General features: G+C 46.2%; 14 protein-coding genes and 1 other annotated feature. Of the genes, 6 read left to right on the top strand and 8 right to left on the bottom strand.

The genetic code is table 11. From position 1 onward, the window contains the following. Positions 1 to 3: 3 nt before the first annotated feature. The 8 genes from hisIE to hisG are packed head-to-tail and all read right to left on the bottom strand — an operon-like array spanning position 4 to position 7,102. Positions 4 to 621 (bottom strand): bifunctional phosphoribosyl-AMP cyclohydrolase/phosphoribosyl-ATP diphosphatase HisIE, encoded by a 618-nt coding sequence (gene hisIE, locus K5620_RS09275; RefSeq protein WP_016401106.1) that lies wholly within the window; start codon positions 619 to 621, stop codon positions 4 to 6. Continuing rightward, positions 618 to 1,391 carry an imidazole glycerol phosphate synthase subunit HisF gene (gene hisF / locus K5620_RS09280; RefSeq protein ID WP_016401105.1) on the bottom strand — a complete coding sequence of 258 codons (774 nt, stop codon included), beginning with the start codon at positions 1,389 to 1,391 and terminating at the stop codon, positions 618 to 620. Before hisF ends, hisIE begins: the two co-directional genes overlap by 4 nt. Then, positions 1,381 to 2,133 carry a 1-(5-phosphoribosyl)-5-[(5-phosphoribosylamino)methylideneamino]imidazole-4-carboxamide isomerase gene (hisA, locus tag K5620_RS09285; protein ID WP_016401104.1) on the bottom strand — a complete coding sequence of 251 codons (753 nt, stop codon included), beginning with the start codon at positions 2,131 to 2,133 and terminating at the stop codon, positions 1,381 to 1,383. Before hisA ends, hisF begins: the two co-directional genes overlap by 11 nt. A 3-nt stretch (positions 2,134 to 2,136) precedes the next feature. Beyond that, positions 2,137 to 2,745, bottom strand: a complete 609-nt coding sequence (hisH, locus tag K5620_RS09290) for an imidazole glycerol phosphate synthase subunit HisH (RefSeq protein ID WP_016401103.1) — start codon at positions 2,743 to 2,745, stop codon at positions 2,137 to 2,139. 28 nt (positions 2,746 to 2,773) lie between these two features. Continuing rightward, a complete protein-coding gene (gene hisB, locus K5620_RS09295; protein ID WP_051147583.1) occupies positions 2,774 to 3,802 on the bottom strand; it encodes a bifunctional histidinol-phosphatase/imidazoleglycerol-phosphate dehydratase HisB in 1,029 nt (342 codons plus the stop codon). Positions 3,803 to 3,850: 48 nt separating this feature from the next. After that, complete coding sequence (hisC, locus tag K5620_RS09300; protein WP_016401101.1) at positions 3,851 to 4,909, bottom strand: histidinol-phosphate transaminase; 1,059 nt, start codon at positions 4,907 to 4,909, stop codon at positions 3,851 to 3,853. Position 4,910: 1 nt separating this feature from the next. Next, entirely contained in the window at positions 4,911 to 6,197 is a 1,287-nt protein-coding gene (gene hisD, locus K5620_RS09305; RefSeq protein ID WP_016401100.1) for a histidinol dehydrogenase, read from the bottom strand. A 5-nt stretch (positions 6,198 to 6,202) separates the two neighbouring features. After that, a complete protein-coding gene (gene hisG, locus K5620_RS09310; protein WP_040307005.1) occupies positions 6,203 to 7,102 on the bottom strand; it encodes an ATP phosphoribosyltransferase in 900 nt (299 codons plus the stop codon). Positions 7,103 to 7,123: 21 nt separating this feature from the next. Then, positions 7,124 to 7,251 (bottom strand) — a sequence feature (His leader region). A 191-nt stretch (positions 7,252 to 7,442) separates the two neighbouring features. On the opposite strand from hisG, the gene K5620_RS09315 reads away from it, so the two are divergent. The 6 genes from K5620_RS09315 (at position 7,443) to fadD (ending at position 13,320) form a co-directional block, all read left to right on the top strand. Beyond that, positions 7,443 to 7,658: a hypothetical protein gene (locus K5620_RS09315; RefSeq protein ID WP_221077476.1), complete on the top strand. Its 216-nt coding sequence runs from the start codon at positions 7,443 to 7,445 to the stop codon at positions 7,656 to 7,658. 67 nt (positions 7,659 to 7,725) lie between these two features. Continuing rightward, complete coding sequence (gene yoaA, locus K5620_RS09320; protein ID WP_016401098.1) at positions 7,726 to 9,642, top strand: DNA repair helicase YoaA; 1,917 nt, start codon at positions 7,726 to 7,728, stop codon at positions 9,640 to 9,642. Then, positions 9,639 to 10,328 (top strand): tRNA (adenosine(37)-N6)-threonylcarbamoyltransferase complex dimerization subunit type 1 TsaB, encoded by a 690-nt coding sequence (gene tsaB / locus K5620_RS09325; protein WP_016401097.1) that lies wholly within the window; start codon positions 9,639 to 9,641, stop codon positions 10,326 to 10,328. Before yoaA ends, tsaB begins: the two co-directional genes overlap by 4 nt. 16 nt (positions 10,329 to 10,344) lie before the next feature. Beyond that, complete coding sequence (locus K5620_RS09330) at positions 10,345 to 10,608, top strand: hypothetical protein (protein ID WP_016401096.1); 264 nt, start codon at positions 10,345 to 10,347, stop codon at positions 10,606 to 10,608. A gap of 18 nt (positions 10,609 to 10,626) precedes the next feature. Next, positions 10,627 to 11,460, top strand: coding sequence for an alpha/beta fold hydrolase (locus tag K5620_RS09335; protein WP_016401095.1), 834 nt, complete (start codon positions 10,627 to 10,629; stop codon positions 11,458 to 11,460). Between the two features lie 198 nt (positions 11,461 to 11,658). Further along, positions 11,659 to 13,320: a long-chain-fatty-acid--CoA ligase FadD gene (gene fadD / locus K5620_RS09340; protein ID WP_016401094.1), complete on the top strand. Its 1,662-nt coding sequence runs from the start codon at positions 11,659 to 11,661 to the stop codon at positions 13,318 to 13,320. Positions 13,321 to 13,364 lie beyond the last annotated feature (44 nt).

Genomic DNA, 13,364 nt, shown 5'->3' on the forward strand with positions numbered 1-13,364 from the left:
GCCCTACTTATGCCTTGCTTGCAAACAAGCTACTACTTCGTCAAAGCCTACTTCTTGTTTTTCTAGCAATACTAGTAGGTGATACAACAAGTCTGAGCTTTCATTCACTAGCTCTTCGCGGTCGTTAGCCATGGCCGCTAGGGCTACTTCTACACCTTCTTCACCCACTTTTTGGCAAATGCGCTTGGTGCCGCGGGCGAATAGGCTAGCGGTGTAGCTTTCTTCTGGATCGGCTAACTTACGCTCGGCTAATACCGCTTGTAATTGGGCGATAAAGGTCAGCTTAGGCTCTTGGTGGCCGTCAAAACAGCTTTGGTTGCCGAGGTGGCAAGTTGGGCCAATTGGGTCAACCGCTACTAGTAGCGTGTCTTGGTCGCAATCAAGGGTAATGCCTTTAAGCTTTAGCACGTTGCCTGAGGTTTCACCTTTGGTCCATAGGCGCTGCTTAGTGCGGCTAAAGAAGGTTACTTGCTCGGTATCTAAGGTTTTAGCTAGGGCATCACTGTTCATGTAACCCAGCATAAGCACTTGGCCGCTGTGGTCGTTTTGAACCACGGCAGGGATTAAGCCTTCGACTTTGTCCCAGTTAATCTTTTGGTTTAGTTCTTCAAACTGGCTCATAGTCGAATTGCCACCTCTTGTTGTTTGAGATATTGCTTCAATTCGCCAATATCAATAATGCTCTTATGGAATACGCTAGCAGCCAATGCGCCGTCTACGTCGGAAATCTTAAAGGCGTCTTTAAAGTGCTGCATTTCGCCAGCGCCGCCGGAGGCAATTAAAGGCACATTACATATCTCGCGTACTCGACTTAGTTGTTCTAAATCGTAACCTTGACGCACGCCATCTTGGTTCATTACGTTTAGTACTATTTCACCCGCGCCACGTGCTTGCACTTCTTTCACCCAATCAAAGGTATTCCAAGTAGTGGTTACGGTGCGCTTTTCGTCACCAGTAAATTGCTTAACTTGGTATTGGCTGGTTTCGTCGCAGTAGTAGGAATCGATGCCCACTACAATGCACTGCACGCCAAACTTGTCGGCTAGCTTAGTAATTAAGCTAGGATCGGCTAAAGCAGGGGAGTTGATAGAGATTTTATCAGCGCCATTTTGCAAAGTGCGGTTGGCATCTTCAATGGTTTTAATACCACCGGCAACACAAAACGGAATATCGATAACTTCGGCTACGCGGCTTACCCAGCTTTTATCCACTACGCGCTCGTCTGAGCTGGCGGTAATATCGTAAAAAACGAGTTCATCAGCGCCTTCTTCAGCGTAGCGTTTGGCTAGCGGAACTATGTCGCCAATAATTTCGTGATTACGAAACTTAACGCCTTTTACTACCATGCCGTCTTTTACGTCTAGGCAGGGGATAATTCGTTTAGCTAGCATTGTTGCCTCCTTGCTGCCAGCAGGCGATGGCTTGCTCTACGTTGAACTTACCTTCTAACAATGCGCGGCCAACAATTACGCCAGCTACGCCGGTATCGGTAAGCGCTGCAATGTCGTATAAATCGCCAATGCCGCCAGAGCTTTGCCAGTGAATATCTGGGTATTGCGCACATAGCTCACGATACAAACTTACGTTTGAGCCTTCTAGCGTGCCATCTTTAGAAATGTCGGTACACAATACGTGCTTAAGACCAACAGGCGCGTAAATAGCCACTAGCTCTTCAATGGTTACGCCACTGTCTTCTTGCCAGCCTGATACTGCTACTACCTTATTGCCTTGCTCGTCGATGTTAATATCAAGCGCCAATACAATGTGCTCGGCGCCGTATTTTTCCATCCACTTGGCAACCACTTCTGGCTGCTTTACGGCGGTAGAGCCAATTACTACGCGCTCTGCACCTGCGTCGAGCAAGTCTTTTACATCTTGCTCGCTGCGCACGCCGCCACCAATTTGAATTTTAGCAGGGGTGTTTTTAAGTAACTGGGCTATCACATCTAGTTGGCGAGCGCTGGTATCTTTGGCGCCGTCTAAATCAACCAAGTGTAACCAATCAGCTCCTTGGCTGTGGTACTCAGAAAACTGCGCTTGTGGGTCGTCACCATAAATGGTTTTTTGTGCGTAATCACCTTGGAACAAACGCACAATCTTTCCGTCGATTAAATCTAAAGCAGGAATGATCATGTGTTACATCTCCAAGAAGTTTTTGATTAGTTGTGCACCGGCTTGGCCGCTACGTTCTGGGTGAAATTGCACCCCGTAAAAATTGCCTTTGTTTACTGCGGCGGTAAAGGCGTTGCCATAATCACATTCGGCAATTGTGGCAGCGTTTACTGGCAGGGCATAGCTGTGTACAAAGTAAAAGTAGCTACCGGCTTCAATGCCTTTAAACAGTGGGTGACCGGCTTTAGGTTGAATTTGATTCCAACCCATGTGCGGCAGGCGTTGCCCTTGTTGCGGTTGCATTAAGCTTACGGTGCCAGGTACTAAACCTAAGCAGGGGACTGGCTCGTCGGCTTGTTTGGCGCCGCCTTCGATAGAGAATTCGGCCAGCATTTGCATGCCTAAACAAATACCCAATAGCGGCTTTTTAACTTGTTTTACTAAGTCGATTAGCTCGCGGTCGGCTAGGTTTTGCATCGCCTCGGTGGCGGTTCCCACGCCGGGTAGAAACAGTTTGTCAGCCGCTAAAATTACCTGTGGATCGCGGCTCACTGTTACTGGAAAGCCCAAACGCTCTACGGCAAATTTTACCGAAGATAAGTTGGCACATCCTGTATCAATAATTACGTTCATGTTTGCTCTTATCCTTTAAAGCAGGCGCTTATAGTGTGCCTTTACTGCTAGGCATTGCATCGCCCGATTTTACGATAGCTTGACCTAGTGCGCGACCAAATACTTTAAACAAGGCTTCTACCATGTGGTGAGTATTTTTGCCGGTGGTTTCTAGGTGCAGGGTACAGGCCATCGCGTCGCTTAATGAGCGGAAAAAATGCGGTACCATTTCTGTAGCAAAGTCGCCAATGTTGTCTCGGGTAAAGTCGGCTTTAAACTCTAGGTGAGCACGGCCGCTTAAATCTAGTGCGCATTGGGCTAGGCATTCGTCCATCGGCAGTACAAAACCAAAACGACCAATACCACGTTTGTCGCCAAGCGCTTCTTTAAGGGCTTGGCCAAGGGCAATGGCGGTGTCTTCTACGCTGTGGTGGTCGTCGATGTGGTAATCACCAACAACTTTACAGTTGAGCTGAAAACCGCCGTGGGTAGCAATTTGATCAAGCATGTGGTCAAAAAAGCCAAGGCCAGTATCAATTTGGCTGCCGCCTGCGTTGTCTAAATCAACCGCGATACTAATTTGGGTTTCTTTAGTATTGCGCTCAACCTTGGCTTTGCGGCCTTGTTGAGTAAGCTGCTTTTCAATGGTAATCCAGTTAAGGCCGTCGCGTTGATATTGCAAGCCTTCTAGCCCCATGTTTTCGGCTAGCTGCATGTCGGTGTGGCGATCGCCAATCACATAAGAGTTGGCAAAATCAATCACGCCACTTTTTAGGTAGTCTTTAACCAAGCCAAGCTTGGGTTTGCGACAGCTACAGTTGTCTTCGTCGAAGTGCGGGCATACCAGTACGTCGTCAAACTTAATGCCTTGTGATTCGAAGATATCCATCATGTAGTTTTGAGCTAGGTGGAAATCAGCTTCGGGGAAGCTGTCGGTACCTAAACCATCCTGGTTGGTTACCATTACTAAGCGGTAGCCATTGGCTTGTAGCTTAAGCAATACCGGGATCACTTGTGGCTCTAACTTTACCTTTTCTACACTATCAACCTGTTTGTCGGTGATAGGTTCGTCGATCATGGTGCCATCACGGTCGATAAATAAGATTTTTTGTTTTACTTGGCTCACTTAAGTTCGCTCCAATCCTTGAATTGCTGATACGGTGGCGGCCACTTCTTGCTGGTTGCCAATGCTAATGCGGATGCAGTTTTCTAACCGCGGCTTATTGGCAAAATCACGCAGTACAATGCCTTGCTCGCCCAATGTTTTAAATACACGGGCTGAATCGTCGAAACGTACCAGTATGTAGTTACCGGTAGCTGGGAAGATCTCTTGCACAATATTAAGTTTGCTTAAATCTTCAACCGCTTGGCTACGAATAGCGTTTAAACGAGCGACTCGTTCGCGCATAACTTTTAAGCCATCTTGGCTTAACGCTTTTGCTGCGATTTCTGCTACTGGACGGGCGATAGGGTAAGGGGCAATCACTTTGCTCATTACTTCAATCACCTCACGACCTGCAACGGTAAAGCCACAACGTAAGCCAGCTAAAGCGAAGGCTTTAGATAAGGTACGAGTAATCACCAAGTTGTCGTAGCCGCCGAGCAGTTTCACTACGCTAAGTTCTTCGCAAAACTCAATATAGGCTTCGTCTACTACAACTAGCGCTTTATCTTTTTGTGCTTCTAACAACTCACACAACTTGGCTTCATCTAGCATGTTGCCTGTTGGGTTGTTGGGTGCACATAAGAAAATAATTTTGCTATCTATTTTTGCCAGTGCCGCGTAGTCGGGATCAAAGTTCGCATCTAGAGCAACGGTTTTTATCTCAACACCAATGGTTTCGGCGCTTACCGCATACATGCCGTAAGTAGGGGCACAAATGGTAATGCTGTCTTCGTTCGGTTCACAAAATGCGCGAATTAGTACTTCAATCGCCTCATCGGCGCCGCGGCTAGCCAACACTTGATTTGGCTCTACGCCTGCATAAGCAGCGTAACCGTTAATTAAAGCTTCTGGTTGAAACTCTGGGTAGCGGTTTAGCTCATCGCCTTCGTAACTAAAGTCACAAACATCTGGGCTTTCGTTGGCGTTTAGCCACACCTCACCACTGCCGCCAATTCGGCGAGCACTTTGGTAGGGCACTAGCGCCTGAATCTTTTTGCGGGCTAATAATGTAACCGACATATTATTGCTCCTCGCCTAAGCGCAGAGTAACTGCTCTGCGGTGAGCGTCTAGCCCTTCTGCGTTAGCTATAGGCACTACTGCACGGCTTAAGTCTTTTAGGCCTTGCTGGCTTAACTCTTGAACCGTGAAACGTTTCATAAAGTCTAGGGTGCCAAGGCTAGAGTAGGTGCGTGTATAGCCGTAAGTAGGCAAGGTGTGGTTGGTGCCACTGGCGTAATCGCCTACTGATTCTGGCGTCCATTCACCTAAAAATACGCTACCCGCATTTTCAATCTCTGGCAGTAAATCACGTGCTTGCTCGGTTTGAACAATTAGGTGCTCTGGGCCGTAAAGGTTACTTACTTGCACTGCTTGGGCTAAGTCGTTCACTACAATGGCAGTACTGTGCGACAAGGCTTGGTCGGCAATGTTATTACGACTAAGCAGCGCTAACTGTCGAGCCAATTCTTGATTAACCGCTTCGGCTTGTTGCTCTGAAGTTGTCACCAAGATTACTTGTGAATCTGGGCCGTGTTCGGCTTGCGAGAGCAAATCGGCAGCAACAAAAGCCGGATTGGCTTTGTCATCGGCGATAACTAACACCTCAGACGGGCCTGCTGGCATATCAATGGCGGCACCAGCGTGGTCGCCGCTCACTTGCTGTTTGGCTTGCGTTACAAAAGCATTACCAGGACCAAATATTTTGTCTGCCTTGCTAACACTCTCGGTGCCATAGGCCATGGCTGCAATCGCTTGCGCGCCACCTGCTGCGTAAACTTCGTCTACACCACATAAGTTAGCGGTATAAAGGATTTCTGGCGCAATGGGTGGTGGAGAGCTTAATACCACTTTTTTACAGCCAGCAATGCGGGCAGGAATGGCTAACATTAATACCGTGGAAGGTAGTGGCGCAGTGCCTCCAGGCACATATAAACCCACATTACCAATGGCAGCGTAGTGCATTTCGCAACGCACCCCTGGTTGGGTTTCTAGGCTAATTGGCTGTGGCTTTTGCGCTTGGTGAAAAACTTCAATGTTAGCTTTGGCTTGCGCTACAGCTTGTTTAAATTCTTCACTTAAACCTTGCTCCGCTGCTTCTATCTCTTGTTGAGATATTCTTACAGCGCTAAGTTCGGTGTTATCAAACTTGGCAGCTAAATCGATTAGGGCTTTGTCGCCTTGTTCACGAACTTGGCTTACTACATCGGCAACAATTCCGGCAATGTCGGTTGAGCTATTAACCGCAGGGCGGGACAGCACCTGTAGTTGTTGCTCTGAATTAAGTTGCTTCCAAATTACCGTTTGCATGGTGGTTATCTCAACATCTTCTCGATTGGCATGACTAGGATAGAGCTAGCACCTAAGGTTTTTAGCTTCTCCATGGTTTCCCAGAACAGGTTCTCGGTACTTACTACATGCAGGGCTACTTTATCTTCGTCGCCAGCAAGCGCCAATACAGTTGGGTGCTCACTGCCTGGCAGTAAGTCAACGATCTGGTCAAGATGTGTTTTTGGCGCATGTAGCATGATGTATTTGCTTTCTTTGGCTTCCATGGTGCCTTGCATACGCATTAGTAAGCGATCTAACAGCTCTTGGTGCTCGTCACTAAGCTTATTTTTAGATTTAATTAAAACAGCTTGTGAGCGATAAATTACTTCTACTTCTTTAAGGCCGTTTGCTTCTAAAGTTGCGCCGGTAGATACCAAGTCACAAATTGCATCAGCTAAGCCAGCGCGAGTGGCTACTTCAACCGAGCCTGCCAACATACAAGTTGAAAACGGTACGCCTTGTTCGTCTAAGTAGCGCTTAAGAATACCTGGGTAGCTAGTGGCAATGCGTTTGTTGGCTAAACATTGCGGACCGGTGTAATCAAACTCTTCTGCTACTGCTAGAGAGAAGCGGCAATCACCAAAGTCTAAGCGTTTTAGAATGTCACATTCGGTAGGTTCATTTTGCGCGGTGCGCAACATGGTTTCTTCTTCTAGTACGTTTTCGCCAACGATACCGAAATCAACCACACCGTCCATTACTAGGCCTGGGATATCGTCATCGCGCACACGTAGTAGATCTACTGGCATGTTTTCTGAGTGGGCAATTAGGCGTTGTTGGCGGAGGTTGATTTTCATTCCGCAGCTTTTTAATAGTGCCTGTGAGTCATCGCTTAGACGTCCTGATTTTTGGATGGCGATGCGTAGTCGTTTTTGCTCTGTCATGTTTATGTCCCTAATTATAATACTAAAAAACCCCCGGGAGGATTACCTTCCGGGGGTTTGCAATATTGTTATATTCTACCACCGGAAGCGTCTTACAAGCTTCCAGCAGATAACCGCCTGAAGCTTATTCTGGATGATGGTGGTGATGATGCTTCAGTTGGTTAAAAATCATGTAACGTTCCTGTCAACGTGAGTTTTGCCTTGATGGCAATAATGGGCATAAAGTTACCAAGCTAGCGCTAAATTGCAACCTTTTTTAACGCCTTTTTATGAATAGATTAAAGTTGTTTAAAATTTAACCGATAATATAGTAAAGGAAGCCATAAAAGGAGCTGTAGTTGTGAGCCAAGATGCGATACTACCAATTTTGCCTAGGGCACCTGCAAAGCCTGACGGTAAGGCGCCGCCGATTAAAACGACGAAAGTGGTTAAAAAGGGTAAAACTAGCGCGCACAATGATATACAAGTGCGGCCTAAAACTGGTCAAGACCAACAGCAAGCGCAGAAAAAAAAGCCAGATCCCGACGACCCACATAACATTGACTTGTTTGTTTAGTTTTAAGTTTGGTCTCGGCTAATTCGGCTGGTATAGTTGCGGCGACTTTTGCTTGCCGGAATTTAGATTGAAACAGCAATATTTCGCCAAAGATGGATTACTCTCCAAGGCCATTGATGGCTTCTCTCCTCGTCCTCAACAAGGTGAAATGGCCAATGCAGTAGCGCATGCTATAAATGACCGCGGTAGTTTGTTAGTAGAAGCAGGTACTGGCACCGGTAAAACCTTTGCTTACCTTGTTCCTGCTATGGATAGCGGCAAAAAAATAGTAATCAGTACCGGTAGTAAAGCCTTGCAAGACCAGCTGTTTACTAAAGACCTACCACGCATGCAAAAAGCCCTTAAGTACAATCAATCGATTGCCTTACTAAAAGGGCGCGCTAACTATTTATGTATTGAAAGGTTAAACAGCTTTTCGCACTACAGCAGTGGCCAAGACAGAGCTACCTTGGCGGAGCTAGTCAAAATCAAAAGTTGGGCACAAGGTGAAGAAAGTGGTGACATTAGCGACTTAGGCCCGGTGGCTGAGCGGGCAGATGTATTCCCTCTTATAACTAGTACCAACGATAATTGCCTAGGCAGAGATTGCCCATCTTACAAAGAGTGCTATTTGGTTAAAGCGCGTAATCGCGCCATGGAAGCTGATTTAGTGGTGGTGAATCACCATTTATTTTTTGCCGACATGGTGGTTAAAGAAACGGGCTTTGGTGAGCTGATTCCAGAAGCTGATGCCTTTATTTTTGATGAAGCACACCAGTTGCCGGATATTGCAGCCAGCTATTTTGGCCAGCACTTCTCTAGCCGACAGATTCTCGATTTATGTAATGACATTGAGTTGAGTTATAAAACCGACATTCGCGATATGGCGCAATTACAAAAAGCCTCACAAAAGCTCGAGCGTCGCATTCGACAATGCCGACTCGCTTTTGAAGGTTTGCGAGACCGAGGTGAATGGCGTCCACTTGCTAAACAAAAACGCTTTGGCGAGATGATGCAAGATTTACGTGAAGACATGGACTTTGTTTATCAAGTGCTAAAGCTAGCACTTTCACGCAGTGAATTAGCTGACGCTTGTTTTGAGCGTTTAGCTAAAATGCGCAGCTTGTTCGACAAGGTAATGGACGTAGATAAAACCGGCTTTAGTTATTGGTACGAGACTACGCGTCAGCATTTCACCTTAAACATTACGCCCTTAAATATTGCAGAGCGCTTTAATAGTGAAGTGGAAGATCGCAACGCGGCTTGGGTATTTACTTCAGCTACTTTGGCTGTTGATGGCAACTTTCAGCATTTCCAAACCCAAATGGGTTTAAAAGATGCGAGCAGCATGCTGCTCGACAGCCCTTTCGATTATCAAAAACAAGCCTTACTCTGTGTGCCGCGCTACTTGCCAGAAACTAAGCAGCATAACGCCGAGCAGCTGATGCTAGATCAGCTTGCCCCGGTAATAGAAGCCAACGGCGGCCGTTGTTTCTTTTTATGTACCAGTCATCGCATGATTCAAAAAGTAGCCGCAGAGTTAAGGCAACGCACTGAGTTATTGGTATTGGTGCAAGGGGAAGCTGGCAAACAAGAGCTGCTTAGCGAGTTTGTTGAAGATGGCAACGCCGTGTTAGTGGCAACAAGTACTTTCTGGGAAGGTGTAGACGTACCCGGTAAGGCCTTGTCGTGTGTAATCATCGATAAGTTACCGTTTGCTGCACCCGATGATCCCTTACTAAAAGCAAAAAGTGAAGATTGCCGTTTGCGTGGCGGAGATCCTTTTCGTCAGGTATATTTGCCGCAAGCTGTAATAAGCTTGAAGCAAGGAGTGGGGCGTTTGATTCGAACTCAGGCCGATCACGGCGTGGTGATTATTTGTGACAATCGCCTAGTAAACCGCGAATACGGCTCTTTATTTATCAGTAGCTTACCGGCTATGCCCCGCACAAGAGAGCTATCAAAAGTTCTAGAATTTGTTAAAAAAGACGCTGAGGAAACATGACAGCCAATATATTAGCTTTAGATACTTCTACCGAAAACTGCTCTGTTGCCTTGCAATGGAAGGGTGAAGTGATCAGCAAGCAAGAATACAGTCCGCGCGACCACACTCAAAAGATCTTGCCGTTTGTGGAGCAAGTATTAGCGGAAGCAGGTGTAAGCTTAACTCAACTGGATGCCATTGCTTTTGGCCGCGGGCCAGGCAGTTTTACCGGTGTACGTATTGGCGTAGCTACCGTGCAAGGTTTGGCATTTGGGGCAGATAAACCGATGGTTGCAGTGTCAACTTTGCAAGCCATGGCGCAGCAAGCTTATGTTAATCATGCCTCAGAGCGTTGCTTGGCAGCCATTGATGCACGCATGGGCGAAGTATACTGGGGTGAATATCATCTAGAAGAAGGTTTGATGCGCTTGGTTGGACAAGAGTTAGTGATTAAGCCTGAGCTACTCGAAGCAAGTGCCAATAAGGCCGCAGCTGTTGGCACTGGTTGGCAAACCTATAAAGAATTATTAAGTGGTCAATTTTCTGGCGTAAGCGTGTTAGATTCGGTGTTATACCCGGCGGCACGAGATATGCTTAGTTATGCTCAATATGCTTTTGAATGTGGCGACCTTGTTGCTGCCGAAAACGCAGAACCGGTGTATCTTCGAGATAAAGTCACTTGGAAAAAGCTTCCAGGTAGAGAATAGTTAAAGGATAAATAACTTGAAAATTCAGGGCCTTGGCCAGCCCATACCGCAACAGCCTAAAGTTAAGCAGGCAAGTAGTAGTACTGAGTTAAGTACCGCTACTCAAGCGCCAAAAGGTGTAGTGCCATGGGCGGTAATGGATGAAAAAAGTGTAGAAAAGCTCCGCTATGACCAAAATATTGGCAGTGGCGGAGAGGCTGTGTCTCACTATCAAGATGTTGCTAATCAACTTAAGCGCCAACAGGTAAATGAAATGTTCGGCATCGACTTGTTTGCCTAACTCGGCCTTGCTTTATCCATGCTCAGTGAATCCAGCCTTCCCCAAAGCAAACTTGCTTACCTAGAACAAACAACCGACAGCCCATACTGTTTATTAATGTTGCATGGTTGGATGGACAACGCTGCTAGTTTCATTCCTGTTATTCACGAGCTGCCTAATAGTCACTGTATTGCTTTAGACTTTCCTGGACATGGCTTTTCGCCACACCGACAAGATTATTATCATTTTGTTGACTACGTAGACGACGTTTATGTTGCATTAAATGAGCTCAACCTTAGTAAACCAGTTATCTTAGTTGGCCATTCTTTGGGAGCGCTTGTGGCCAGTTGCTTTGCTGCGGCATTTCCTGAGCAGCTGAGTGGCTTAGTATGTATTGATGGCATTGGACCTTTAAGTTTGGCAAGCCATGAAACGTCTACGCATTTAGCTAAAGCGATTCGTCAAAGACAGCAACTAAAACCCGCCAAAGGTTTTGCAGAGCTAGATTATGCCGTGGCCCTGCGAGCTAAAACTAACGCGATTAGCACTGAAAATAGCCGCTTACTAGTAGAGCGCGCCACTATTCAGCGTGAAGGGTTGTGGTATTGGCGGCATGACGAAAAATTAAAACTTGGCTCACCTTTACGTTTTAGTGAAGAACAAGCCAAACAGATTTGCCAAGCAGCTGTAACACCTTGTTTATTGCTGGCAGCAAATGAGTACCCTTTACTTAAGCCCGATTACATTGCCTTGCGCCAGCAATGGTTTAACAATATTCAAACACAACTACTAAGTGGTGGTCACCACCTACATATGCAAAATCCGCATGCTACAGCTCAGTTACTTCAAGACTTTATTAAAACAATTGTTTGAAGCACTTCACTGTTTTTGAACTTACACTCTACGCTTAATGTTAATATATTGTTATTTTAAACGCCGTATGAAACAATCGTTTGAAATCTTAGAGCTAAAGCTCTAAGGCCAGTAATGTCACCAAGTGCATAATAAAATTCACAATAAACTTGGTGGGCAATTTATACTTAATGTAATTGAATTGTTTAGGAGAACTGCGTGGATAAGGTTTGGCTTAATCGATACCCTAAGGATGTTCCTGCAGAGATAGACTCAGCACGTTATCAAACATTGCTTGATGTCTTCGAAGAAGGCGCAGCCAAACATGCCGACAGAGTAGCATTTATTAACATGGGCCAGGTGATGACCTATCGCCGCCTCGAAGAACAATCTCGGGCCTTTGCTGCTTATCTTCAAAACGAATTAAAGCTAAAAGCGGGTGACCGTGTTGCTTTAATGATGCCCAATCTGCTGCAGTATCCCATCTGTTTGTTTGGTGCTTTACGTGCCGGCATGGTTGTGGTGAATGTAAACCCGTTGTATACGCCACGCGAGCTTAAGCATCAGTTAAATGATAGTGGTGCAAAGGCCATTGTAATTGTCTCTAACTTTGCTCACATACTAGAAGAAATTGTTGAAGAAACCGGGGTAGAGCATGTAGTGCTAACTCGCTTAGGCGATCAGCTCTCTGCCACTAAACGTACCTTAGTTAACTTTGTGGTTAAGTACGTGAAAAAAATGGTGCCTAAGTATCATTTGCCACATGCACAATCCTTACGTTATGTATTGTCGAAAGGTCAGCATTTACAATATGTTCGCCCAGAGATCCAAAGCGAAGATTTAGCCTTTTTACAATACACGGGTGGCACAACCGGTGTGGCCAAAGGCGCCATGTTGTCACATAAAAATATGGTGGCCAATTTACTGCAAGCTTTAGGCATTGTTGGCCCTTGTTTGCGCGAAGGCAAAGAGGTAGTGGTAACTGCTTTGCCGCTCTACCATATTTTTGCCTTAACGGCTAACTGCATGGTGTTTTTCGCAATGGGTTGTCAGAACCTTCTCATTACCAATCCTCGCGATATTCCTACTTTTACTAAAGAGTTGGCTAAAACCCCATTTACCGCCATTACTGGCGTGAACACCTTGTTTAACGCGCTGCTTAATCATGAAGATTTTGCCAAGCTCGATTTCTCTCGTTTACGTCTTTCTTTAGGTGGTGGCATGTCGGTGCAGCGTGCGGTTGCAGAGCGTTGGCAGGAAGTCACCGGTTCTCGGTTGATCGAAGGTTACGGTTTAACCGAATGTGCGCCGTTGGTAACCGTATGTCCTTATGACTTAGAAGCTTATAACGGCAGTATTGGCCTTCCGGCGCCTTCTACCGATATCAAGCTAGTGGGCGAAGATGGAGAGGAAGTGGCCGAAGGCGAATCTGGTGAGATCTTAGTTAAAGGCCCGCAGGTTATGCAGGGCTATTGGCAGCGTCCTGAAGCTACTGAAGAATCAATGCCTGGAGGCTGGTTTGCTACCGGTGATATTGCCACAGTAGATGAACAAGGTTTCTTCCACATTGTGGACCGTAAAAAAGACATGATTTTGGTATCGGGCTTTAACGTATTTCCTAATGAAGTGGAAGAAGTGGTGGCCAGTAATGCCAAGGTACTAGAAGTTGCAGCGGTAGGTGTTCCAAACGATGTTAGCGGCGAAACGGTAAAAGTTTTTGTGGTTAAGAAGGATGAGTCGCTTACCGAGAAACAAGTTATCGAGCATTGCCGTGAGTTTCTTACAGCTTATAAGGTACCCAAGTTGGTAGAGTTTAGAGATGAACTTCCTAAAACAAATGTGGGTAAGATCTTACGTAGAGCCTTGCGTGAAGAGGCATAAACCGTAAAATGGTGATTATTAAGATGCTTTCCACTAGGACGCCG

The organism is Agarivorans albus, from assembly GCF_019670105.1.
Lineage (GTDB): Bacteria > Pseudomonadota > Gammaproteobacteria > Enterobacterales > Celerinatantimonadaceae > Agarivorans > Agarivorans albus.

Bases quoted from the DNA above. Each gene is read 5' to 3' on its own strand.
- hisF (WP_016401105.1), bottom strand. From the start codon at position 1,391: ATGCTAGCTAAACGAATTATCCCCTGCCTAGACGTAAAAGACGGCATG.
- hisD (WP_016401100.1), bottom strand. From the start codon at position 6,197: ATGCAAACGGTAATTTGGAAGCAACTTAATTCAGAGCAACAACTACAG.
- K5620_RS09335 (WP_016401095.1), top strand. From the start codon at position 10,627: ATGCTCAGTGAATCCAGCCTTCCCCAAAGCAAACTTGCTTACCTAGAA.
- hisG (WP_040307005.1), bottom strand. From the start codon at position 7,102: ATGACAGAGCAAAAACGACTACGCATCGCCATCCAAAAATCAGGACGT.
- tsaB (WP_016401097.1), top strand. From the start codon at position 9,639: ATGACAGCCAATATATTAGCTTTAGATACTTCTACCGAAAACTGCTCT.
- hisC (WP_016401101.1), bottom strand. From the start codon at position 4,909: ATGTCGGTTACATTATTAGCCCGCAAAAAGATTCAGGCGCTAGTGCCC.
- hisH (WP_016401103.1), bottom strand. From the start codon at position 2,745: ATGAACGTAATTATTGATACAGGATGTGCCAACTTATCTTCGGTAAAA.
- hisA (WP_016401104.1), bottom strand. From the start codon at position 2,133: ATGATCATTCCTGCTTTAGATTTAATCGACGGAAAGATTGTGCGTTTG.
- hisB (WP_051147583.1), bottom strand. From the start codon at position 3,802: ATGATCGACGAACCTATCACCGACAAACAGGTTGATAGTGTAGAAAAG.
- hisIE (WP_016401106.1), bottom strand. From the start codon at position 621: ATGAGCCAGTTTGAAGAACTAAACCAAAAGATTAACTGGGACAAAGTC.